The following is a 23,856-nucleotide window of genomic DNA, read 5'->3' on the forward strand; positions in this document are numbered from 1 at the left end:
ACGGCGATCCGTTAAGATTTTTCATTTCTAAAATTTTATAACATGCTGTGTTTAAAAAACCGACTATTAGCTATTGCCCTGCTTTGGGGTCTTATTAGCCTATCCGCCCAAAACATTACTACGATTCAGGTCAATTCACAGGATCCTGTTTCCATTTCACCCGTGGCTTCACAGGTAATGACCGCCAAAAATCAACAAGGCAGTTTCTACCAGTCCAAAGCAGTTCATTTGTCATCCCTTCCTTTTGCCACTTACAGAGGTCAGGATGCTTCAAAATTGAAACTACTCGAGCCCAATCTGAGCGAACTTCGTTCACTATTAAAAAATAAGCCCTCTGCTTTGAGTCTTGAGATCCCTGTCGACGAAAGGGAAATCATAGTTTTAGATCTCGTTAGAGTCGATCTCTTTGCAGAAGGATTTCAGGTTTTTACTTCTGATGGTTCCAAGGCTTTCCCTTATGTAAAAGGTGTATACTATCGTGGCGTTGTCCAGGGACAAGAATCCGGCAGCCTTGCTTCAATCAGTATTTTTGAAAACGAGATTATTGGAAGTTTTACTGTAGGTGAAGGGAACATCGTCATCCAACCTACTTATGATGCTCCTGGGCAAATGATCCTTTACAATGACAGAGATATCAACACCGACATCCCTTTCGAATGTTTGACCGATGAACTGCAACCCATACAAAAAGAAATGGATCAACGGGGCGTGCAGGCCGCAGGTGATTGTGTCCGAGTTTATATCGAATGCGATTATGCCCTGCACAATAACAAAGGTGGTGTGACCAACACAACCAATTGGATTACCTCTGTTTTTAACAACGTGAAAACCCTCTATGCTAATGAGTCCATAAATACAGCCATTTCGGAGGTATTTGTGTGGACTTCAGAAGATGGCTATTCCAAAACCAGCAGCGTGACTGCGCTTAATCAGTTCAAAACCAAACGTCCAACTTTCAACGGCGACCTTGCACATTTAGCAGCGTTGGGTGGAAATAACATCGGCGGTGTTGCCTGGCTCGATGTTTTGTGTTCTTCTTATCGCTATGCATACAGCAACATTTCTTCTACGTATTCTAATGTACCCACCTACAGCTGGACTGTTGAGGTGATGACCCATGAAATGGGACATAATCTTGGTTCCAATCACACACATTGGTGTGGTTGGCCCGGGGGTGCTATCGACAATTGTTATACAACTGAGGGTGGATGCGCTAAAGGTCCTGCACCACCGAATGGCGGTACCATCATGAGCTATTGTCATTTGACCAATTATGGCATCAATTTCAATAATGGATTCGGTCCGTTACCAGGAGATAAGATCCGGTCTGAAGTGGCTTCGGCCACCTGTTTGGGACAAAGCTGCGGAGGCGGAGGCGGATGCAACGCGCCCACCGGACTTAACATTACCAATATTACCCAAACCACAGCTACTGCCAACTGGAACACCGTTACGGGTGCGACGTCTTATAAATTTGAATATAAAACCAATTCCGGGGGTACGTGGACTGTTGTCACCACAACCAATCCTACTTATAACATGACGGGACTTACTGCCGGCACTTTATACAATACACGTGTAAAAGCAGTTTGTGCCTCTGGCGAAAGCACTTATTCCGCAACGGTCAATTTTACGACGAATAGTAGCGGAGGATCATGCAATACCCCAACCAATTTGGCTGCAAGCAACATCACTGAAACCACGGCCACAGTTTCCTGGTCCCCCGTTTCCGGAGCAAACTCTTATAACTTCCAATATAAACTGGCATCTTCGAATACCTGGTATCAGGTAAATGTAACCACCACTGCCGTCAACTTAACCGGCATGAGCCCGAATACAAATTACAATGTCCGGGTTCAGGCGGTTTGTTCTGGCGGAAACAGCGCTTTTACCAGTACTCTTACTTTTAAAACCCTTGCCGGATATTGCACTTCAAAAGGCAATAATGCAAACTACGAATGGGTCGCCAGAGTGAAAATTGGAACAATCGACCGGGTTTCAGGAACCGATGGTGGATACTATAACGGTACCTCTTTAGTCACTGATGTAACGAAAGGAACGACCTATACATTTAATCATCAAATAGGTACAACCGGTAGTTCCGGCAATATTTATAGGAGGGTGTGGATTGATTTCAACAACAATAAGTCATTTAACGATGCCGGCGAGCAGGTACTATCACAGGCATCTTCCAGCACGGCTCTCCAAAGTGCAAATATTACGATTCCAGCAGGAGCAGCCACCGCACAAGTCAGAATGCGCGTTGCAATCAGATATGGAGGTTATCCAACTTCGTGTCAAACATTTGCATATGGAGAAGTAGAGGATTACAGCATAAACATCAAAGCTGCCGGTAGTCTGATCGATCCAAATCAGGGCACCGCTCTTGATCTGGAGTCAATTCAGATCACACCAAATCCATTTGACCAAAATTTACAGGTTTCGTTTTTTTCCACAAGTGAGCAACGCGTTCAGTTGAACATTCTGGATCAACTTGGCAGAGTAGTAAATAAGGAGCAATTAAATGCAACGGAAGGGATCAACATTTTTCATTTGAATACAGCTTCGCTGAATCCGGCAAGTTATTACATCAGGCTGGTTGCTGCCGGCAATCAACATACAAGAAAACTGATAAAGTTGGAATAAATTTTTAGACAGGGATTTACTATTTAGTTTTTGAAAAAGGTCCGTCAAACTCCGGACCTTTTTCTTTTTAACTCTATCAATAAAAATCGCATCAAGCCAAAAGCTAAATCAATAACTAACACATGTTAGTTTCAATCTGCCTGGAGGTTAAAGCACACTCCTTACAGAGCAAGGAGTAAGAATCACTGCCTACTGCTCACTACCCACTGCTTACTGCTCACTGCTTACTGCTTACTGCTTACTGCTTACTGCTTACTGCTCACTACCCACTGCTCACTACCCACTGCTTACTGCTTACTGCTCACTGCCTACTGCTCACTGCTCACTGCCTACTGCTCACTGCTCACTGCATACTGCTTACTGCTCACTGCTCACTGCCTACTGCTCACTACTCACTCACGTATTGCTTCCTGTTCATGAGCAAGGCCTCTCCTGCAATGGTCTGATCCCCTGACTGAACATCGAATACCGCGCAATCGTATAAAACGCGATGTTTCTCTGTATTGATTTCTTTGACCGTGATGACTGCTTCGTATTCTGTATCGACAAACATGGGCTTCAACCACTGCATGCTTTGTTTCAGATAAACATGTCCGTCGGCCATCCAAAGCGCCCCGAAAATTTTAGTGAAAACGGATGCACCCAGAAATCCGTGGATGATATTCCTCCCGAACATGCTGTTTCTTCCAGCTTCCGGATCGGTGTGAAGCGGATTGGTGTCGCCAGAAATTTTGGCATATAAATTGACGTCTTCCTGTGTGTAACTGAATCTGTGTTTGAACTGATCTCCTGTTTTTAGCATATTATTAATAATTTCTTTGCAGTTTCCGGTTTTTTTTGTACTATGTTTGCGGCACAAAGTAAATCATTCTAACGCATAAAAAAAGAAAACCATGAGCGCAAAAAACAACAACCATTCAAAATCTTTTGTAGATTTAGTAGTAGAAACACAATCCAGCGTTATTGATCAGTTCGTTGATGCCACAAAGAAACTTACCAAAGATGTTCCTTTTGTGCACGAAACACTCGACAAAGGAAATAAAATGTACAAAGATGCCTTGACCGCACAGGCTGACATGATTGAAAAAACAACAGCACAATTGAACGAAACTTCCGAACACATGAAGCAAACAAATGAATCGGTGAAAAATTATTTCCAGGAGTGGTTTGACAACCAAATGAACTGGGCAAAGAACTCTTTCCAGATGCAGCAGGATGCAATGGCTAAGGGTACTACTCCAAATCCTGCTGATTGGGCAAACCAGTGGCAAAACTGGACCAACCAATTTAATGGATACTGGGCAAAAAACATGAATACCGCACCTTTTTACCAGATGATGTCTAACAATCCGTTCATGAATGGCATGAATATGCAGAATCAAATGAACGATCATATGGGTCAATGGGGTCAGTATTACAAGAATTACCTTGACCTGATGAACCAATCTTTTGGCGAGTGGTGGAATAAAATGCCAAATCTTACTGCTGCTGATTCTTTTCATGGCATGAATAAAATGTCAGAAAGCCTGAGCAAGTTTTATGAATTGTGGGCTCCGATGTTCAAAAGCATTGAAAACAGCAGTTTCAATTTTGCAACTTATAAGGAAATGATGAATGCCGATAAATACAAGGCATTTGTCGATAAATTCTTTTCATTTCTTCCGGATGATTCCAGAAAGCAATTTGATGAAATGAACAAGCAATTTGTTCAGTCCATGAAACAGTTTTCTGAAATGGGTTTGAGCAACTTTCATCAGATGAAAAGCCAAATGCAGCAACTTCCCTGGATGCAAACCAGTCCGTTCAACCAAATGGTCGATATGTATACCAATTGGAAAAATGCCATGATCGAAGCCACCTCGCCTGTTTCCAGACTTTTTGAAGAAAACAGCAATGTAAAAAATGCGAAAATCTGGAACGAGATCTACGATAGAATGGTGATGTTGAACTTAAAAAACAGCGAATTGCAATACCTGGTTTATCAAAACAGCCTGAAAGTCATGGATGCCCTGGCTGAAAAAGTAAGCAAGCGAATTGAAAACGGAGAGACCATAGACAGCATCGTAAAATTATTCCAGGAGTGGATGATGCTTGGCGACGAGAAATTTACAACACTTTTCCAAGGCGACGAATACAGCAAACTCATGACCGAAGTGAGCAGCTTGCAATTGAAGATCAAACAAGATCTGGATGTTCAAATGGAAAAAATGTTCTTTTCAAATATGCCGGTAGCAACCCGCACTGAAATGGACGAAGTTTATAAAAACCTTTATGACCTCAAAAAAATGTACCGCAATCTGGAACATATGCTGAGCAATCAAAAAGAAGAGCCAAAAAATGAGGCTAAAACTTCGAAAAAGAAGTAATTTCAACCAAATCACAATAAAAGCCTGAGTAAAACACTCAGGCTTTTTTATTTTTGCGCTTCAATTTTAAAATCATGCTGAATACAGGATCCATTTTTAACGAACTCGTCCAAATTAACGATAAACTTCAAAAAGGCTATAAAACCCTCAGGGAAATCGAAGAAGTGGATGTAGCCGTTACTCCCAAGGAGTTGGTTTGGGAATGCGATAAGGTTAAACTCTTCCACTACATTCGCGAAACGCCTCCTAAATGCGACATTCCTGTGTTGGTCTCCTTTGCCATTATGAACAGGCACGATGTGCTTGATTTGCAACCGGACCGTAGCCTCATGAAAAAATTGCTGGACGAAGGCCTGGATATTTATATTATGGACTGGGGTTATCCCACCCGTGCCGACCGATACATCACCATGGAAGATTACATCCTGGGTTATATGAATGATGCAATTGATTTTATCCGCGAAAGGCATAATCTAGATAAAATTCATAAAATGGGCATTTGCCAGGGTGGTTTGTTCAGTATGATCTATGCATCCATTCATCCCGAAAAATTGCAAACGCTTACTACATACGTTGCACCATACGACTTTACGGACGCCCACTGCAACATGCTCTACAATTGGGCAAAACATTTGGATGTTGACACCATGGTAGATACTGTTGGAGTAGTGAGTGCAGACATGCTTAATAATGCATTCAGCATGCTTAAACCCAGTCTCGATGTTTCTAAATATTTTGGGGTAATGGATATGATGGAAGACAAGGACAAGCTCATGAATTTTCTCCGCATGGAGCGTTGGAAAAATGACTGCCCGGACCTTTCAGGAGAAATGTACAGAAAATACATCAAAGACCTGTTTCGCGATAATAAACTGATCCAGGGTACATTCGAGCTCGATGGGAAGAGGATTAACCTCAAAAATATGAATGTGCCATTTTTAAATGTCTACGCCACAGAAGATAACATCATCCCAAATAAATCCACCATCGCCATTATGGACCATATAGGCAGCAAGGACAAACAGCTTTATGCGTTTCCGGGTGGTCACATAGGGGTCTTTGTGGGCGCAAAATCTCAAAAAGAACTGGCTCCAGCGGTTGCCAAATGGGTCATGGCCCGTTCCTGATTTAAATCACTTTAGTTTTTCACACTTCCCCGATTCCAGTGTTCCACGTGGAACAAAACCCGCTATTTATTGGCTTAAATTGTATGAAAAGCAAAAACACCCCAAGATAAACTTGTAGTCTTCTGTTCATACCAATTGTTGCATCTCCATTCCCAAAATTATCATAAGCTCTCATAGAATATGTAAAGCTGCTATTCTGGTAGGGAGTTATACAATGTTATCGCCAATTTTAGTAAGCAAGGTGCGATGGCCTACAATTTCTAAATTTTGCTTTCCACAAGCCTGATATTGAATGATCTTTACGTAGTCGCTATCCTTAGCTACGAATGCTCTAAGGCTCAAAGTTTCACAAATCGGATCTTTTGCTAAAAGAATTTACTCCCCATACAATGAACTTGCCCCGTTATACATGCCTTGATTCACATGTTTCTCTAATCTAATATGGTGCATTTATGTTCCACGTGGAACATTGTGGCCACCGGATTGGTAATTTTTAGAAAAAAGGGTTTGTCAGGATCTCTTGTCCTATGGTGGTTGTCCCCCCATGTCCGCTGTAGACAATTACATCCTTATCCAATGAAAAAATCTTATTACGGATATTTCTGATTAAAGCCTCGTGATTGCCTCCAGGCAGATCTGTCCTACCAATGCTTCCTTCAAAAAGCACATCCCCTCCTATAAGAATTTTGTCTTCCCTATTATAGAAACATATACTACCGGGGCTATGTCCGGGACAGAAAATACAGCGCCACTCCGAATCACCTAATTTTAAAATCTGATCTTCTTCCAACCAGGCTCCCGGAGTTGGACCTGCTTTAAAAGGAACACCATACATGCCAGCCACGTATTGGCCAGAATTATAAATATCCAGATCGGCAGGATGGATTTCAGGTATTAACTGAAAAGAACGAAAAAGAAACGCACAACCTAAAATATGATCAATATGGCCGTGAGTAAGTAGCAATCTTTCCGGCTTTAAATGATTGCGTTCTAAATAATCAGCAAGCTCCTTTTCTTCCTCTGCATTAGAACAACCCGGATCAACAATCCAGCATTGGCCCGCATCGTTGTATACTACATAAGTATTTTCATAAAAAGGATTGAAACAGAATGCCTTGATTTGAATAGCTGTCATTATTTTGCGTTGATTATGGTTTGGAAAAATTCCAATCTGGTTCTCTTGGTTTTACTGTTCTGCTTTAGCGGACAAGATTGGCTTGCTGCCCAAAATGCTAAGGAAATATTTGGCAAAAATAAAGTGCAATTCTCCGACGACCAATTCGACTGGTGGCAACACGAAACAAATAATTTTATCACCTACTATTATGGTAAATCCAGAGAACCCGCTAAATTCTGTATTGAAATAGCTGAATCTGAAAATGCTGAAATTCAAAAACTTTTCGAATTCCACCTGAAAGATAAAATTGAGCTGGTGGTTTATGCAGATGCATCCGATCACGCACAATCCAATATCAATCTTGATGGTGTTTTTCAGGAGAAAACCTGGGAATCCTCCCCTAAACTCAAAGATCAAAAAATACTGCTCTACTTTGAAGGCGACCACGAAAAGCTAAGAAAAATGTTGCGGGCTGGTATCATCAAATTATATTTTTCATCTCTTTTCGACGGAACAGCGCTTCAAGATGCCGTGCAAAAAGTAATCTCTTTAAAACTTCCCGATTGGTTTGAAGCCGGACTCATTCTTTATCTCACAGATGGTTGGAATCAACAAACCGAGTTGGAATTCCTCGAAAACTGGGATCACAAACCGTTTAAAAAACTAGCTAAAAAATTTCCCGAATTAACCGGCTTATCCTTTTGGAACTTTCTTGTTAATACCTACGGACAGCAATCCGTTGCAAACTGGCTTTACCTGACCAGAATCCAGAAAGATTTTGCAGAAGCAGCCCGAATCGTCTTTTCGGAGGATTTTACAAATTTAATGGAGCTGTGGTTCCAATATTATCACGAGATCAATAGAAATAATCCGCCATCATTATCACATAAAGCAGATCTGCTCAAGTTTAAATTAAAGGAAAAGGAAAAAATAATTTCACTCAAATATGAAAATCCGTTTCAAAAACGCATTCTATTGGCAACACATCAATTCGGAAAAAACAGGGTACGGATACTGGATCCTGCAACCGGTCAATTAAAAACCATATTCTGTCAAGGCAGTAAATCCAAACTCTACCAACCCGATAATAATTATCCGCATGTATGCCAGGACGGTAGTGGAAAAACAAGGTATATCGCATACGAAAAAGCAAACAGAGTCCATCTTAAAATTACGCAAGATAACCAGGTAAAAACTTCCATCAAGTTACCGGAGGACATTCAACGAGTTTACAGCATGGCCTATTACGACAAAGATCACCTGGTTTTTTCAGCAAACATCAGAGGACAATCAGACATCGTATTATACGCTTTGAAATCGCGGCAATACAAAAATCTGACCGAGGACCTATGGGATGATCTCGACGCAGAAATATTACGTTCCGGTCCTAACAAAAAAATATTCTTCAGATCTAATCGTACAACTATTCAGCAAAAAACCGGAGACTCTTCCGACATAAAAGACTTGCCGTTAACGCCCTTTGGAATTCAGGAAATAGAGCTAAACGAAAAATATAACATCGAATCCAGGAAAATATACTTTAGCCATAAAGAACACTCTGTCAAAAAATGGCTGGCTTGCAAAAGTGGTTTACTCGCAGAACTGGAAAATGCAAACCAATTACAATGGTACCACATCAATTCAGATTCCATTGCTCAGTGTTTATTTGAAAAGCATCCTGAACATATCCTTTGTTCTGAAAATGAAGACCAGCTGCTCTTTCTGATTAACAGACCGAAAGAGGTTCACATTCATCAATCGAAACTAACAACTGTTAGTGCCTTCCTCAATGCCCTCTCCGCGCCCATGGAAGAGGTATCCTCCGCCTCTGATCGCACAGATACCATCACCGAAACCGACACCCTTTACTTTCAATCACCCTTTGGAAATCCACCAAACCTGCAACTCATATTCGATGAATTCAAACAGAAAAGACAAAAAGTTTCCAATCCCGGCATAAGGACCACACAACCCGGACAAAGATTCAAACTACCCGTTGTTCAGCCCTTTCTCAGTCATCAATCCATTGCCTATAGAAACAAATTTTATTTCGAAGACATTTCTACTACGCTCAATAATGAATTGCTCTTTTCCGGTTTAAATACCTTCTCCGGAACGTCACAAGACTATGAGCCTCCTGAAATAGGAATCCTTTTTAAGACCAAAATTCTGGAAATCTTAGAAAATTATCATCTCGAGGCCGGCATCCGGATACCCACGTCTTTTAACGGACTGGAATCATATTTGCTTTTAGAAAATCGTCTACCTCGATTTGACCACACCTATGCGCTCTATCATAAAATAAATACCGAAACGCTTTCTAACACCAGATTCGGAAACATCAAACAACAAACCAATACTTTCATTCTCAACCACCAACTTAAATATCCACTGGATCATTATACCAGCGTTCGCGCTATATCGACTTTGCGCAACGATCATGTTGCGTATTTGTCGACAAACTCTTCCACCTTGTTTGATTCTTCCAGCCATACACAACAAAGAATAGGAACGCGGCTTGAGTTTGTCTATGACAATGCCCTGGATCTTGGATTGAATCTAAAATCGGGTTGGCAGTTTAAACTGTTTTTTGAGGCATCCAAACGATTCGAGCTAAATTTCAGCGACCGCACAAGAATCTTGCCGGGATCGTTATTGCTCACAGGATTTGATGCCAGATGGCATCTGCCCATTTTGAAAAAATCCACGTTCTCTCAACGCGCATTCAGCTATATATCCTTTGGTTCACAAAGAATATTGTATCATCTGGGAGGCACCGAAAATTGGCTGGTGCCTAAATACGAAAACCAGAATCCGCTGGCAACATCCGGTGAATACGTTTATAGTGCTCTTGCTACAGAAGTCCGCGGCCATTCTTATGGTACCCGGAAAGCAGCTTCCGTTTTTGGCTACTCCGCTGAAATCCGAATGCCCTTATTTTTATATCTTATTAGTAATAACTATAAAAACAGCATTCTCCGAAATTTCCAGTTGATGCTTTTTTACGATGCTGCTGTTGTCTGGGATGGGTTCGTTCCAGAAATTCACAAAACAAGCACAGTTGATTACCAGGCTGAAAATCCTGTTGTAAAAATAAACCTGCAATACAATCGCGAACCCTGGATTGCCGGTTCGGGATTTGGCTTCAGAACTTCATTATTTGGATATTACCTGCGAATTGATCATGCCTGGCAAGTCAATAATTTTTCTTTCACAAATCCAAACTGGATTTTTTCTTTAGGCCTGGATTTTTAAAACGAAATTTTGCAACCCCCTTCAAACATTCTTATATATGCTAACAGCTTCACAAACTAAATCGAAATGCCGCGCCTCCGGTCAAATTTAAATCGCTGCTTTTCGAACTCCAGAAAGTTAAAGACTCCCAATAGAGCTGAAGTCCAATAGATTTTGTCAACAGAACAGTAGCGTGTGCCCCTACATCCCAGGATGCATAAGAATGTTTTTTGATCAGCAATCCTGTCGCAAATCCTTCGCTGAACCTGTATTGAGAATTTATAAAATAATTTGTTTGCGAAAAATCGCTCCGAATGCCGCCAACACCCAGATTCAGATACAACTTATCATTAAGTAATTTTAATCCTGCCGTTGCTAACCATTCCGCAGGTAACTGGCTTCTTTTACTCTGGTTATATTTTGTCTTTACAAAATCAGATTCTATCTCTTTGATGCTCTTCACTGTGATAGAGAAGGTATCGAGTAGGTTATCAATTTCGATTCCGGAATACTGATACAAAGTATCAATGTTTCTTTTTCTCAGTTGATCATTCCAATCGATAAATCCAAGGTTCCTCACTTGAAACCCGAGATCTAAAATTCCCATGGCCTGCCAGTTGATCCCAATCTCTCCCCGTACTCCCATTCCCTTCGTATTCCAGATTCCAGGAGAAGCTGAATTCAGATCTGAACTCTCCAATTGCATCTTCAGTTCAACAAATTTTCCTTCCGGTGCTGTATAAAGTGAAGAATTCTGCGTTTCAACGGTCAAATAATCCAGTCCGCTGACTAAACCCGCCTTTAATTGTATTCTAAAACTTGAATACGCTTTTTCCAAACCAAAACTGAATCCGGAATAATCTATCCTGTTCACTAAAAATGGATCTAAACCAGCCGATTTTCCTTCATAACTCTTGTTCCCTTTAAAGTACAGCACAAAAACATCCTTGTGGAAAAAAACCTCATTAAAACTGTTGTATCCCGCTTCAAAAATTAGTTTGGTTGCGGAACCACCCCAACCCAATTTAACACTCGCATTTCCTCCATAGCTAATCAATGCCCTGTTCTTTGTGTTCATCGCCGCGATGCATTCATCCTTTTGCTCTTCGGTAATAAAACCCCCTGCTATGTAATCTTTAAAAAATGAACTCGTAATCCCATCAGATGCCATGTCCTGGTATGCGCAAACACCAATACTCAAAGTCTTTACATCGCTGACCCGGTCAAATAAATGATTGTAATCCTGGGCAACAATCAGACTGGCCGAAACCGTAAAATAAAACAAAGCCAATGTTCTCAATTGCAGACTTATTTTAAATTCAACATTCCCTCTATTTTCCTGCTTCATATGTAAAATCTGCTGTTAGAATAAACTCCAAAGAATAATCCTCGTAAATTTTTTGAAAAGAATTGCCCGGTTTGGTATCAAACCTGGCGACGATATATACTTTTTTAAAATTCAGAATATTTTGAATTCTATCGTAGTCCATTGGAATGTCTTTCCGGGTTTCTTTACTCCCCTGGGTTTTTCCACCGGGTCCGGCTATGGCCGCATCAATGGTAACTCCATTTGCAAAAAGAGAATCAATCAAATCGTTTTCCTCATTCAAAACGTAAATCTGAATGTTGCAATCCACCGGAAAATCATTTTTAAAAAATGCATGCAATACTCCTTCTTTGATGCGAGCGTAATCGTTTCCAGAGATCTCAATCAAACTTGTATCCGCCAAAACCAATCCTTCTGCAGAAACCGAAAGTGGAATTTCAAGCAACAAATCCAAATTCATCAATTCTCCATCGTAAATAAAATCATTCCAATTTGAGACATTTCCTTGTGGGTTGGCCATGAGATCGATATCGTAAACAATCTCCTCCGGTAAATTTGCGATAAACTCCCGTATCCCTGAATTTGTTTCATTAATATCTATAAGAACCACGCTTTCCCGAATTGGGGGCTTTCCTCCCTGATCCGTTGCTCTGGGAATAAAAACCGGATTCATCAAGGGCTCTGCGTTCAAGGGAACGAGGGTAGCGGTTTTTTTATTGATGCCTTCCAGTTTATGGACAATCATATTCAGATCAACGCCAATCTTATTTGTGACTTCTACTTGCAATTTCGCCTTTTCAACTTCAAACTTTCCTTCGCGTATGTTAGAAAAAAAATCCAAGCCGGAATACGTTTCCCCTGTTCCTAAAACCGTATCATTCAAATATCCCTTTGCATAATCCGGATGCAAATTTTCAAAAGCAAGCTCTACAAAAATGCTATCCGTTTTGCTGATTGTTTTGATCTCACCCGTGCTGTCTATAGACGCTACAACTCTATTGAATTGAAGATTAAACGAATCACTATTTTCTCCTGAAAAATCAAAATGATAGCCCTTGAGGCTTTCTTCCTCTACCCGCTGTGAGACTCCCCCGGGAGTTGCCGGACTTAATATAACGTCTTTATGAAAAGGAACTCCATTCTTTGTTGCCGTAGGAAGGCTGTAACTAAATCTTACAGAATCCTGAAGCGTACTTGAAAGTCTGATTCTTGCGAGTCCTGAGCCAATAAAAGACTCCTTCAATTCGACAGGCAATCCTTCCAATCCAAAATAATAACTGTCGTTTATTAAGTTTTGTGCCGGCCAAAGTGCTGTTGCTGTAAGCGGGTGCAAGTTCGATACCTGAATCCGAGCTAAAACCTGATTGGAAGTATCGATTAAAACGGGTACCCCTTTGCTGCCCGGCGATGATAAACTTACCAGTTGTGCCGTCAACATTCCTTCAATAGTCTTCCCCGAAAGATCAATACTTCGTGTGACCAGACCCCCGGCTGGTATGAGCGGAAAATTTCCGGCAACGATAACCTCATTATTTCTCGCATTCTTCAGCAAGTATTCCACATTGGTAATATCAATGGGCAGTCCGTTTTGCAAACTCAAATCCATCGTGCCCGATTCAAGTGTCATGGTTTGAAAAATTGTATCTGCGCTGATATCAATGGGGGCCCCGCTGATGGGTTGAATTTCGGGTATAATTTGTGTAAATCCGTGAAACAGCAAGAGCAATTGCCCAACAGGTCCGGCATTTCTGGCCAGGGTTCCGAGACTTAAAGGATAATCAAACCTGGAATTGTAAAGGGATAAAGAATCTATTCGAAAAGTGTTCTTCAAACTGGTATCGCTGAATTCAAAAAATGAATCTATCGCAAGGTCGTAAAGATGTGTTCGGTAAACTAACTGCAATACGCCTGCACTATCCTTACTAAAATCATTTTCGTTGCTCAGCTGATTGATGTTCAACCTGGTTTTCAGCAAAGGTGTTACAATTTCTGTATCCCAACTGGGTTCTTTCAGGCTACAGGAGCATAAGCTCAACAGACAAATTATACCCAGGACGTTTTTAATCTTTATCAATGCTAACATGTGTTATGAAGACTTGCATAAAAGTATGCAATTATTGAAAAAAAATGTAGCGATTCTGCTCGATCAGGCCAGCTCCCCCTTGAGGCGTTCCGCGTTTTCCGCAACCTGTAATGCCTCGATAATCTCATCGATCTGTCCATTCATAATGCTGTCCAGGTTATATAGTGTTAAGTTAATTCGATGATCCGTAACCCGGTTCTGAGGAAAATTATAGGTCCTGATCTTATCCGACCGGTCTCCTGTACCTACCAGAGATTTTCTTTGCCCGGCCTGTTCCGACTCGTATTGGGCCACATGCGCATCTTTCAATTTTTGGAGCATTCTGTTGAACGCAATTTCGCGGTTTTTATGCTGGCTCCTGCTGTCCATACTTTCTGCTACGATACCCGTTGGAATGTGTGTAAATCTTACACCAGACTCTGTTTTATTAACATGCTGGCCACCCGCTCCACTCGATCTGAAAGTATCAACCCGGAGGTCCGCTTTGTTGATGCTGACTTCCTCCATTTCCATTTTCGGCATGACGACGACGGTCGCCGCTGAAGTATGAACCCGGCCCTGAGATTCTGTTTTGGGTACGCGCTGCACCCGGTGTGCGCCGGACTCAAACTTTAATTTGCCATAAACATTTTCACCACTCACTTCCAAAATGATCTTGCTGTAACCTCCGACATTCCCTTCGCTGATCTCCAATGCTTCATACCGCATATCATGCGTATCAAAATAACGCGTATACATTCTGTAAAGATCTCCGGCAAAAATGCTGGCCTCGTCACCACCAGTTCCGCTGCGAATTTCGAAGATCACGTCTTTGCTGTCTTCGGGATCCTTGGGGATCAGTTTTTTTCTGAGCTCTTCTTCAATTGCAACGATCTCTTCTGACAATGTATTAATTTCTTTGTCTGCCATTTCTTTCCAGTCGGGATCTGACAACATTTCCAAAGCCTGGCTCTTTTCGTCCAACTTCTTTTTAAAGATTAAAAAAAGATCGACTATTTGCTTCAGTTCTTTGTACTCTTTGGAAATTTTACTGTACTGCTCGATATTGGAAACTGTGGCCGGATCAGACATCCGTTCTTCGATGTACAGAAACCGTTCATAAATAGATTGTAATTTATCCAGCATAAATCTGAAAATCGGATTGCAAAGCTAACAGGAAAAGTTATTCCCTTTTAAAGCAGTAAGCATCCGGAGGAATAAACTTAGTCTTAATTGGGGTTTTTTGAAGCGCTTTTGATTTGTTGCTTAATCTGTTCGGCCAGATTTTCGGAATGGACGGGTCTGTATAAATTGTTCTTCAATTTTGCCCTGATGGATTTTTCCTTTAAAAATGCATTTTGCCCTGCAGGATGATTTTCAATTTCCTTAAGAAAATCACTTTCATCTTTTTTATTCATTTCTTTATCAAAATACCGGGTGATGTTCTTGATGAGCTCCAAAAATCTCGAATCTTCCATAATCAGCTTTTACATGTTTATCTATAATTATTCGTTGACCGAAGGTTTCTGGTGTTTTTGGCCTCTAAGATCCTTATAACCCATCGACTCCGCGTATTTCTTCAACTTTTCCTTCAGCATGTTTCTCGCTCTAAATAATCGGGAACGAACGGTTCCTATGGGTACTTCTATAATCTTGGCAATTTCCTCATAACTGAAGTCTTCAATATCACACAACCAAATGACCGTCCTGAATTCTTCCGGCAACGCATTTAAGGCCCCTGAAACCTCATCGCCCATCATTTGATCGAATATGTCTTCCCTCAGGTCATAATAGCTACTCCCCAGACCCTCTTCTTCCTCCTGATAAACATTGACTTCTTCATAATCAACAAACGAAGGTTGCCTCGACTCCTTCCGATATTGATTAATATAAGCATTCTTCAAGATTTTAAACAACCAGGCTTTGGCATTAGTTCCTTCTTCAAATTTGTCTATAAACCTGAATGCCTTCAGAAAGGTCTCTTGTACAAGATCTGCTGCATCTTCTTCGTTGAAACTGAGGTGAAATGCAAATGTATGCAGGGCCTCCAGATGCGGGAGGAACTCCTTTTCAAATCTTTCTTGTTCCGGACTTTGTATTTTGTTCAAAAAAAGCTAATTCTGCGCAAAGAAATGAAATACTAACGTCAGAGTGGACCATAAAGTTATAAAACTATCAATTTTAAGTTATGCCCGTACTCCTTGTCTTTTTCTTGCTCATAAACATGATTCAACCCGCTTGCCAGCCGGTAGAATTGGGTAAAGTAAACTGGTTGAGGTCCTTGGATGCTGCCCGGGAAAAATCAAAATCGGATAACAAGCCTATATTTATATTGTTCCAGGAAGTCCCGGGATGCCATACTTGTAGAAACTATGGTTCTGAGATCTTAAGTCATCCGCTATTGGTGGAAGCCATCGAAACGTATTTTGTTCCTTTATGTATTTATAATAATAAAGGCGGCGAAGATGCTAAAGCTCTTAAACTGTTTAACGAACCCGCATGGAACAATCCAGTCGTCAGAATTACGGATAGTAATCTCAAGGAACTTGTTATGCGTTTGAGTGGAAATTATTCGATGTTCATGATTACCAATCAGATAGTTTCAGCGATGATAAAAATTGGCGAACGTCCACCCGAATATCTATTGTTACTCGAAGAACAGGCAAAAGCTGAATACACGGGTATCCAAAGCCTTTATGCTCAAATGTATTGCTTCTGGTCCGGGGAAAAACAATATTCCCGTCTTCCCGGCATCGTTTCAACGCGCGCCGGTTTTATGAGTGGTCATGAAGTTGTAGAAATTCAATACAATCCTAAAAACCTGTCAGCCAACGAGATTGTCCGTTTTGGAAAGATGAATCAAGTCGCCGACAAAATATATTCCAACGATAAGCTCAGTATTACAGAAAAAATTACGATCGAATCTGTGAGCGATTTCAAGGTCGATCGCGAAAACAAATATTATCTGTACAATTCCAATTACAAATACATTCCCATGTTGCCATTACAGGCTTTGCGCGTCAATAATTTGCTTTCGGAGAAACAACCAGTAGACCACTTGCTCTCTCCGCGACAACTCGAGCGTTTACATGAACAGATCGGGCTCCCTGAAAAAAAGCGGAAAAACATGATTTCTGAAGATATGATCAAATCCTGGTATCGCTGAGTAGCCTTGGACCTGGCGGATTCCCTATCTTTGCGCTACAAATATGTCAACTCCCCGCACAGTAGCATTTCACACCCTGGGTTGTAAACTTAATTACTCCGAGAGTTCTTCTATTGCCAAACAATTTCAACTGGCGGGTTACGAGGAAGTAGCTTTCGAACAACCCAGCGATCTTTACATCATAAACACCTGTTCTGTAACCGATCAGGCAGACAAAAAATGCAGAAAAGCTGTACGTGCTGCCGTTGCTTCGAATCCACATGCCCAGGTTGTTGTGATTGGATGTTACGCACAACTCAAACCCGAAGAGATCTCACAAATCCAGGGAGTAAGCCTGGTACTGGGCGCGGCAGAAAAGTTTAACATTTTACAACATCTTCCAGATGAAGACCTGCACCAAATGAAACCTGCGGTGTATTCCGGATCTGTCCAGGACGTGAAATCCTTTGTCCCTTCCTTTTCAACCGAAGGACGCACTCGTAGCTTTTTAAAAGTACAGGACGGTTGCGACTATAAATGTAGTTTTTGTACCATTCCACTTGCACGAGGCGCTTCCCGAAGCCCATCCATACAACAGGTCCTCCAAACCGCTGAATTGCTCGTTCAGGAAGGAATAAAAGAGATCGTACTAACGGGTGTTAACATTGGAGATTTTGGTAAACACCCGGGAGCTACAGAAAACACAACTACAAAAGAAAATTTCCTTGAACTGATTTCAAAGCTCGATCAGATCCCAGGTGAATTTCGCTACCGGATTTCCTCCATTGAACCAAACCTTTGCACTGAAGAAATAATAAATTTTATAGGTAATTCCGAAAAATTTATGCCTCATTTTCACATGCCTTTGCAATCGGGAGATGATGAAATTCTGGCCAAAATGCAACGCAGATATAAAAGAAGACTGTATCAGGAGCGGGTAAACTATATTAAAAAAATCATGCCTCATGCCGGAATCGGAGTAGATGTGATTACCGGTTTTCCGGGCGAGACCGATTTTCATTTCAATAATACGTTTGAGTTCTTAGAGGGTTTAGATGTCAGTTATCTTCATGTATTTACGTATTCCGAACGATTAAATACGCCCGCAGCAAAAGAACCCAATCAGATTTCCGGAACGATCCGGAAAAAAAGAAGCGATGTGCTCCGCAAACTTTCAGACGACAAGAAAAATAAATTCAATTTAAAAAACATCGGAACGGTTCAGCAGGTTCTTATTGAATCCATAAATCAGGAAGGATTATTCGAAGCGTATACGCCAAATTATATACGCGTTGCGATCTCACCGCCGCACGTCTATCCCAATACTTTTAAAAATGTAAAATTAGAATCTCCAGGACCAGATCATCTGGTTCTTGCCAGCCTATTGCCAACAAAAGAGAACACACAATTCTTTGACGAACATGTAACCGCAGCTAAAGTGTATTAAAAGCTGCTTTTAAAAAGAAACACCAACGCTGATGGTAATAAAATCAGCCGTATAATCCTTTGCCGTATAAAATGCCGACAAGCCTTTTTCAAAAAATACATCGACTGAAAGGTATCCCAAATCAACTCCTCCGCCAACTTTAACACCAAATTGAGCATCCTTAATACTTTCGCTATTCAGATCCAGATTGTTCTTTTCAATTTTGGCAGTTAGCCCAAGCACCCCACCTCCCATGGCTCTGAGTACAAAGTCATCTGACTTGATCAGTTGATAACCTCCTAATAAAGGAATTTTCAAAAGGTAAATTTTTGGTTCCTCTGTAAAAACGGATAATCTGTTTAGCGATGTTTGGTTGAGTACATTCAGAATGACCCCTGTTTGAACAAAACTTCTTTGTTTAAAAAATCGCCCATTTACTGCGGCATGGATTCCACTGATGAATCCATCGTTGGTATTCGTCACCGGATTGGAAGTATACATCAAAGAAATTCCTGTGGCAACATGAATTTGTAACTGTGCACTGACCGGTTGACCAGAAAACCAGAAAACAAGGAAAAATAACAGCTTTAAGAAAGCATTCATAAATAGCTTACTTTTACGTTTGCAAATATATCCTATTATTTCAATTTTCTTTTAATCGTATACCCTCTATGTGGCCAGATCTTTCGTACATCATACACAGTATTACCGGAGTTCCTCCCGATAATGTTTTTGCGGTTGTAAAAACTTTTGGTCTTTTCCTGGGATTTGCATTTATCGCAAGTGCATTTCTGGCTTATCAGGAATTAAAAAGAAAAGAAACACGCGGTGTGCTGGCCGGGAGGGAAGAAAAAATAATTACTTACCAGCCCTTGCAGATCCAGACGATACTTTTACAAATGGCTATCCAGTTTATCATCTTTTCAAAGCTGGCCTACATCCTGCAACATGGTACTGAATTTATCAAGGACCCTGCTTCCATTGTTTTTTCTCTAAAAGCCACACCGCTGCCTGGTCTTATTGCTGCCCTTGTTTATGGTGTTTACCTCTTCATAAAAAAAAGCAAGCAGACAGAAAATGAAATCAAATATCAAATCGCCTACATCCATCCAAAAGACCGCATCTATGACATCACAACCATTGCCGCACTTTATGGGATTATCGGTAGTAAATTATTTTCCATACTGGAAAATTTTCAATCTTTTATAAAAGATCCCATTGGCGAATTTTTTTCCGGAAGTGGACTTACCATCTATGGTGGTTTGATCCTTGCTTTTATCATGGTGTTTCGCTATGTATCAAAAAAAGGTATGGCTCCTCTTCATGTCATGGACGCTGTTGCGCCTGCTCTTATGATCGGTTATTGCGTGGGCAGAATGGGTTGCCACTTCTCCGGTGACGGAGACTGGGGAATTGTAAATGAAATGACCAAACCGGGGTGGTTTATCTTTCCAGACAGCTGGTGGGCATACAATTATCCTCATAATGTGCTGAAGGAAGGTTTACGGATTGAGGATTGCCATTGGGAATATTGTTATCAATTATTTCCTCCTGTTTTTCCAACGCCACTATACGAGGTGCTGCTCGCGGGCCTGATCACTTCTGTGCTTTGGGTTTTGCGTACTCATATTCACCGCGCAGGCGTTTTGTTTTTTATTTACTGCCTTTTGAATGGGATTGAACGGTTTTTTATTGAGTTCCTTCGCGTCAATCCAAGATATCGCATTTTTGAGTTTGACCTGTCCCAGGCACAGTTCATCGCACTTGCACTTATCGCAACCGGCATCGGTGGAATTGTATATTTCTGGAAGAAAAATATTCCCAACTAACATTCGTTAGTAATTGATGATTACGGCCAAATCCTTTCGGTCCGGATTGTATAGCTGGGCGGAGCAAAATCCACGAACGTTTCCGTGGACGGGCGAAAAAGACCCCTATAAAATCTGGATTTCAGAAATCCTTTTGCAACAGACTCGTTCTGAACAGGCGTTGAGTTATTATCAATCTTTTTTACAGGTTTTTCCCGATATTCATTCATTATCCGATTCCCCGCTTGATACTGTATTAAAATACTGGCAGGGATTAGGATATTATTCCCGTGCCAAAAATCTTCATGAAACTGCCAAAGAATTAGTGAAAAAGTACAACGGTGTTTTTCCTAAACATCCTCGGGAATTATTGGCCCTGAAAGGAATTGGTAACTACACCTCTGCGGCAATTGCTTCTTTCGCATTTAAACATCCTGTATCTGTAATGGATGGGAATGTAATCCGCCTTTTCGCCCGATTACTTGGCATCCCTCATTTGCCCGAACGAAAGGACAGCAAAGCAGAGTGGGACCGGTGGTTGGAAAAATATCTGGACACAGAGCAGTCGGATATATATAATCAGGCACTGATGAATTTTGGAGCTGTTCAATGCAAACCGGTTAATCCACAATGTGAGCATTGTGTTTTCAGCAAGAAATGCGTGGCTTACCTGACACAATCGATCGCTTTATTTCCTGCAAAAAAACCTAAAGTCAAAATCAAAAAACGCTACTTCAATTTTATTTTATTCTCTAATGCGCAAAATGAAATTCTGATTCAGCAAAGAAATGAAAAGGACATCTGGAGAAACTTATACCAACTTCCATTGCTCGAAAAAAAAACTAATCAAAAACTCCGGAGCATTTCATTGCGTGCATCAGGAATCGCAACTGAAAAAATCGTTCTCAAGCTGCAATTTGAAGAATGCCGTCAGGTGAAACTTTCGCATCAGGAATTGCATTGCAACTTTTACAGTGCGCAGGACCCGCCCAAAAGACTTAAAATAAAGCCTGGTTTTTCTTTTGTAAACCGACAAAACTTGGCCAATTTTGCATTCCCAAGAGTCATCAGCCAGGTATTGTATAGCGAAAACAATCATAACAATCATGTTAAACAAAGTAACTTTAATCGGCAATCTGGGAAAAGATCCTGAATTCAGAACCCTGGAAAGCGGCACCACAAAAGCCAGTTTTTCTCTTGCTACGAACGAAAATTATAAAGACCGCAATGGCAATTGGCAAAAGAATACAGAATGGCATGATATTGTACTTTGGAGGTCCATGGCTGAAAAAGCCAAATCGCTCCGCAAAGGAATGCTGATTTATATTGAAGGAAAACTGACACACAGAAAATGGACCGATAAAGAAGGACGCGACCATTATACTACTGAAATAGTAGGAGATTTGATCCGGATTCTCGAAAAACGAGACGGTCCATCTCCATATCAATCTTCAGCCGTCTCTGGCGAAGATAAAAAGCCCGATGAATCTCAAATCGATGCTCCTGATACAAACGAAGACGACTTGCCTTTTTAAGGTCTTCTTCCAATTTTTAACTTAAACATCAAGAGTGGACCCCGATCCTTTTTCGAACACTTACTTCAATCATTTCTTTTCCACATTCCTGCTGGTTTCCTGGCCAGTATTGCTCCCTTTTGTGTTCTTGATATTATTATTGACTCTGCTTGGTATTTTTATGGCCAGCCAATCAGCCATTTTATCAATATCGTCGGAAGTCTACGCAAAACAGAACAGCCGGGCAGCAAAAGCATTTCTTTTTTTGAAAAGAAATCAACGATCATTTTCGAGTTTGATATTGACTTGCAACACAGTTGTCATAATTTGTATTTGTTTTATCGTGTACCATCTTCTTGAGCAATGGTTCTTGCCGGTAAACACTGCTGAATCCAATGGAATAGAGTTGCCTTTCTACTCAAATTCCAGATCTCCGCTGACGATTGCCCCACATTCTCTAACTGTGTTCTCTTCTATCCTGATATCATCTACTCTCATATTGCTTTTCAGAGAGTGGATGCCTAAATTTTTTCAATTAATCAATCCTGAACGGCTTGCACTATTTGCTTCCATTCCCTTGAAAAATTTAAACTGGATTCTATGGCCATTGCTTTATCCGATGGTATCCATTGCGAATTACGCTGAAAAACGCATTCAACAGCGTAAAATTATATTGCAACATACTACTAAAGAAGATCTCGACACGGCCATTGATCTGGCATTGAAAAAAGAAAAAGTCAACGATAAACAAGTCAACATTCTGAGAGGCATAATCAATTTCAATGATGTAAGCACAAAACAAATAATGACGCCCCGAACCGAAATTTATGGGCTGGATTTTAATTTGCCTTACCATGAAGTTTTAAACACCGTAAAAGAATGTGGGTTTTCAAGGCTTCCGGTGTACAACGAAGACTTTGACCAGATCACCGGCATCTTATATGCAAAAGATCTTATCGCACATCTTCGCGAAGATGTGAATTTTGAATGGCAGAGACTCATAAGAACAGATATCATGTTCGTTCCGGAATCTAAAAAAATCAATGAATTGTTGGATGAATTCAGACAAAAGCACAAACACATGGCTTTTGTTGTTGATGAGTATGGAGGTACCAACGGACTTATTACCTTAGAAGACATTATGGAAGAAATCGTTGGCGAAATCAAAGATGAATTCGACGATCAACAGGAGATTGCATATGTAAAACTCGATTCAAACAATTATCTTTTTGAAGGAAAAACACTGATCAATGATCTTTGCAGAATTTTAAATCTGGATACTGACTTGTTTGAATTGGCAAGAGGGAACGCAGACTCCATCGCTGGCCTGTTTCTTGAACAAACAGGTGAAATGCCTTATAAGGAACAGACGCTTGAAATCCAAAATGTTCGACTTACCGTGACCGCCGTATCTAAAAAAAGAATTGAACAAATCAAAGTGAGCTTATTATAATCGTTTTGTCTTATGAATGCAGTAAACATCCCGGGATATTTTTTCATTGTAATAATGGCATTGGCTTGCTCAGAACCCGTCTATCAGCCGAAACCCAGAATGTTTCCTTCCATCAATTTTCCTGAAACGCATGATCAGAAATTTCAGCCAGAATCTTGTCCCTATACATTTCAACATGCGGGATACTTTCAAATACAAATGGATACCAATTTCTTTGACGAAAATGTATCGGGTAAATGCTGGCTCAACATGCAGATTCCGGTCTTCAACGGAACTTTGCATTGTTCTTATTATCCGCTGACTTCACAACAAGACTTGACTAAATACATTAAAGATGCATACCAGCTTGCACGGGAACATCAGAAAAAAGCGAATTTCATAGACGAGTTACCCATTCATAAACCAGGCCGGCTTTCCGGTATGTTGTTTAATATCGAAGGTCCGGTCGCATCGCCTTTTCAATTTTTCCTTACCGACAGCAGCCATCATTTTTTTAGAGCATCCTTGTATTTTAACAGTCAGGCTAAACCCGATTCCCTTGCGCCCATCGTCGAATATGTCAAAAAAGACATCATGGAAATGATCAATAGCTTCGAATGGAGGTAGGGGGGCTTTTGGGCTTTTAGGCTTT

At 40.8% G+C, this 23,856-nt stretch carries 19 protein-coding genes; 11 read left to right on the forward strand and 8 right to left on the reverse strand.

All coding sequences use genetic code 11. The features are described 5' to 3' along the window. Positions 1-42: 42 nt before the first annotated feature. On the forward strand, positions 43-2,646 hold the full coding sequence (locus IPM34_01400; protein MBK8954199.1) for a fibronectin type III domain-containing protein: 2,604 nt from the start codon (positions 43-45) through the stop codon (positions 2,644-2,646). A 388-nt stretch (positions 2,647-3,034) separates the two neighbouring features. Here the strand turns inward: IPM34_01400 and IPM34_01405 are convergent, their stop codons facing one another. After that, entirely contained in the window at positions 3,035-3,448 is a 414-nt protein-coding gene (locus IPM34_01405; protein ID MBK8954200.1) for a MaoC family dehydratase, read from the reverse strand. 91 nt (positions 3,449-3,539) lie between these two features. Here IPM34_01405 and IPM34_01410 point away from each other — a divergent pair, with 91 nt between their 5' ends. Further along, a complete protein-coding gene (locus IPM34_01410; GenBank protein ID MBK8954201.1) occupies positions 3,540-5,012 on the forward strand; it encodes a hypothetical protein in 1,473 nt (490 codons plus the stop codon). 74 nt (positions 5,013-5,086) lie between these two features. Next, positions 5,087-6,139, forward strand: coding sequence for a class III poly(R)-hydroxyalkanoic acid synthase subunit PhaC (gene phaC / locus IPM34_01415; GenBank protein MBK8954202.1), 1,053 nt, complete (start codon positions 5,087-5,089; stop codon positions 6,137-6,139). A 493-nt stretch (positions 6,140-6,632) separates the two neighbouring features. Here phaC and IPM34_01420 read toward each other — a convergent pair whose 3' ends face one another. Then, positions 6,633-7,274, reverse strand: a complete 642-nt coding sequence (locus IPM34_01420) for an MBL fold metallo-hydrolase (GenBank protein ID MBK8954203.1) — start codon at positions 7,272-7,274, stop codon at positions 6,633-6,635. Positions 7,275-7,289: 15 nt separating this feature from the next. On the opposite strand from IPM34_01420, the gene IPM34_01425 reads away from it, so the two are divergent. After that, entirely contained in the window at positions 7,290-10,511 is a 3,222-nt protein-coding gene (locus tag IPM34_01425) for a hypothetical protein (GenBank protein MBK8954204.1), read from the forward strand. Between the two features lie 49 nt (positions 10,512-10,560). On the opposite strand, the gene IPM34_01430 is transcribed toward IPM34_01425, so the two are convergent. From IPM34_01430 to IPM34_01450, 5 genes are all read right to left on the reverse strand, one after another. Next, on the reverse strand, positions 10,561-11,838 hold the full coding sequence (locus IPM34_01430; protein ID MBK8954205.1) for a hypothetical protein: 1,278 nt from the start codon (positions 11,836-11,838) through the stop codon (positions 10,561-10,563). Then, on the reverse strand, positions 11,822-13,900 hold the full coding sequence (locus IPM34_01435) for a hypothetical protein (protein ID MBK8954206.1): 2,079 nt from the start codon (positions 13,898-13,900) through the stop codon (positions 11,822-11,824). The genes IPM34_01430 and IPM34_01435 overlap by 17 nt, the downstream gene beginning before the upstream one ends. 63 nt (positions 13,901-13,963) lie before the next feature. Then, entirely contained in the window at positions 13,964-15,025 is a 1,062-nt protein-coding gene (prfA, locus tag IPM34_01440; GenBank protein ID MBK8954207.1) for a peptide chain release factor 1, read from the reverse strand. Positions 15,026-15,108: 83 nt separating this feature from the next. Continuing rightward, positions 15,109-15,357, reverse strand: a complete 249-nt coding sequence (locus IPM34_01445) for a hypothetical protein (GenBank protein MBK8954208.1) — start codon at positions 15,355-15,357, stop codon at positions 15,109-15,111. A 27-nt stretch (positions 15,358-15,384) separates the two neighbouring features. After that, positions 15,385-15,987 carry a sigma-70 family RNA polymerase sigma factor gene (locus IPM34_01450; protein ID MBK8954209.1) on the reverse strand — a complete coding sequence of 201 codons (603 nt, stop codon included), beginning with the start codon at positions 15,985-15,987 and terminating at the stop codon, positions 15,385-15,387. A gap of 80 nt (positions 15,988-16,067) precedes the next feature. On the opposite strand from IPM34_01450, the gene IPM34_01455 reads away from it, so the two are divergent. Further along, positions 16,068-17,045 carry a thioredoxin family protein gene (locus tag IPM34_01455; GenBank protein MBK8954210.1) on the forward strand — a complete coding sequence of 326 codons (978 nt, stop codon included), beginning with the start codon at positions 16,068-16,070 and terminating at the stop codon, positions 17,043-17,045. A gap of 43 nt (positions 17,046-17,088) precedes the next feature. Continuing rightward, positions 17,089-18,471, forward strand: coding sequence for a tRNA (N(6)-L-threonylcarbamoyladenosine(37)-C(2))-methylthiotransferase MtaB (gene mtaB / locus IPM34_01460; GenBank protein MBK8954211.1), 1,383 nt, complete (start codon positions 17,089-17,091; stop codon positions 18,469-18,471). Positions 18,472-18,480: 9 nt separating this feature from the next. Here mtaB and IPM34_01465 read toward each other — a convergent pair whose 3' ends face one another. After that, on the reverse strand, positions 18,481-19,053 hold the full coding sequence (locus tag IPM34_01465; GenBank protein MBK8954212.1) for an outer membrane beta-barrel protein: 573 nt from the start codon (positions 19,051-19,053) through the stop codon (positions 18,481-18,483). 68 nt (positions 19,054-19,121) lie between these two features. Here IPM34_01465 and IPM34_01470 point away from each other — a divergent pair, with 68 nt between their 5' ends. The 5 genes from IPM34_01470 to IPM34_01490 are packed head-to-tail and all read left to right on the forward strand — an operon-like array spanning position 19,122 to position 23,831. Beyond that, positions 19,122-20,279: a prolipoprotein diacylglyceryl transferase gene (locus tag IPM34_01470; protein ID MBK8954213.1), complete on the forward strand. Its 1,158-nt coding sequence runs from the start codon at positions 19,122-19,124 to the stop codon at positions 20,277-20,279. A gap of 16 nt (positions 20,280-20,295) precedes the next feature. Beyond that, positions 20,296-21,411, forward strand: coding sequence for an A/G-specific adenine glycosylase (mutY, locus tag IPM34_01475; protein MBK8954214.1), 1,116 nt, complete (start codon positions 20,296-20,298; stop codon positions 21,409-21,411). Then, positions 21,365-21,793, forward strand: coding sequence for a single-stranded DNA-binding protein (locus tag IPM34_01480; protein MBK8954215.1), 429 nt, complete (start codon positions 21,365-21,367; stop codon positions 21,791-21,793). Before mutY ends, IPM34_01480 begins: the two co-directional genes overlap by 47 nt. Before the next feature lie 34 nt (positions 21,794-21,827). Further along, complete coding sequence (locus tag IPM34_01485) at positions 21,828-23,225, forward strand: DUF21 domain-containing protein (protein ID MBK8954216.1); 1,398 nt, start codon at positions 21,828-21,830, stop codon at positions 23,223-23,225. Between the two features lie 12 nt (positions 23,226-23,237). Next, positions 23,238-23,831: a hypothetical protein gene (locus tag IPM34_01490; GenBank protein ID MBK8954217.1), complete on the forward strand. Its 594-nt coding sequence runs from the start codon at positions 23,238-23,240 to the stop codon at positions 23,829-23,831. The last annotated feature ends 25 nt before the right edge of the window (positions 23,832-23,856 follow it).

This window comes from Saprospiraceae bacterium, from assembly GCA_016716185.1.
In the GTDB taxonomy this organism is placed as follows: domain Bacteria; phylum Bacteroidota; class Bacteroidia; order Chitinophagales; family Saprospiraceae; genus Vicinibacter.

Excerpts from the sequence above, each read along its gene's own strand:
- IPM34_01400 (MBK8954199.1), top strand. The coding sequence starts at position 43 with ATGCTGTGTTTAAAAAACCGACTATTAGCTATTGCCCTGCTTTGGGGT.
- IPM34_01405 (MBK8954200.1), bottom strand. The coding sequence starts at position 3,448 with ATGCTAAAAACAGGAGATCAGTTCAAACACAGATTCAGTTACACACAG.
- IPM34_01410 (MBK8954201.1), top strand. The coding sequence starts at position 3,540 with ATGAGCGCAAAAAACAACAACCATTCAAAATCTTTTGTAGATTTAGTA.
- phaC (MBK8954202.1), top strand. The coding sequence starts at position 5,087 with ATGCTGAATACAGGATCCATTTTTAACGAACTCGTCCAAATTAACGAT.
- IPM34_01420 (MBK8954203.1), bottom strand. The coding sequence starts at position 7,274 with ATGACAGCTATTCAAATCAAGGCATTCTGTTTCAATCCTTTTTATGAA.
- IPM34_01425 (MBK8954204.1), top strand. The coding sequence starts at position 7,290 with ATGGTTTGGAAAAATTCCAATCTGGTTCTCTTGGTTTTACTGTTCTGC.
- IPM34_01430 (MBK8954205.1), bottom strand. The coding sequence starts at position 11,838 with ATGAAGCAGGAAAATAGAGGGAATGTTGAATTTAAAATAAGTCTGCAA.
- IPM34_01435 (MBK8954206.1), bottom strand. The coding sequence starts at position 13,900 with ATGTTAGCATTGATAAAGATTAAAAACGTCCTGGGTATAATTTGTCTG.
- prfA (MBK8954207.1), bottom strand. The coding sequence starts at position 15,025 with ATGCTGGATAAATTACAATCTATTTATGAACGGTTTCTGTACATCGAA.
- IPM34_01445 (MBK8954208.1), bottom strand. The coding sequence starts at position 15,357 with ATGGAAGATTCGAGATTTTTGGAGCTCATCAAGAACATCACCCGGTAT.
- IPM34_01455 (MBK8954210.1), top strand. The coding sequence starts at position 16,068 with ATGCCCGTACTCCTTGTCTTTTTCTTGCTCATAAACATGATTCAACCC.
- mtaB (MBK8954211.1), top strand. The coding sequence starts at position 17,089 with ATGTCAACTCCCCGCACAGTAGCATTTCACACCCTGGGTTGTAAACTT.
- IPM34_01465 (MBK8954212.1), bottom strand. The coding sequence starts at position 19,053 with ATGAATGCTTTCTTAAAGCTGTTATTTTTCCTTGTTTTCTGGTTTTCT.
- IPM34_01470 (MBK8954213.1), top strand. The coding sequence starts at position 19,122 with ATGTGGCCAGATCTTTCGTACATCATACACAGTATTACCGGAGTTCCT.
- mutY (MBK8954214.1), top strand. The coding sequence starts at position 20,296 with ATGATTACGGCCAAATCCTTTCGGTCCGGATTGTATAGCTGGGCGGAG.
- IPM34_01480 (MBK8954215.1), top strand. The coding sequence starts at position 21,365 with ATGTTAAACAAAGTAACTTTAATCGGCAATCTGGGAAAAGATCCTGAA.
- IPM34_01490 (MBK8954217.1), top strand. The coding sequence starts at position 23,238 with ATGAATGCAGTAAACATCCCGGGATATTTTTTCATTGTAATAATGGCA.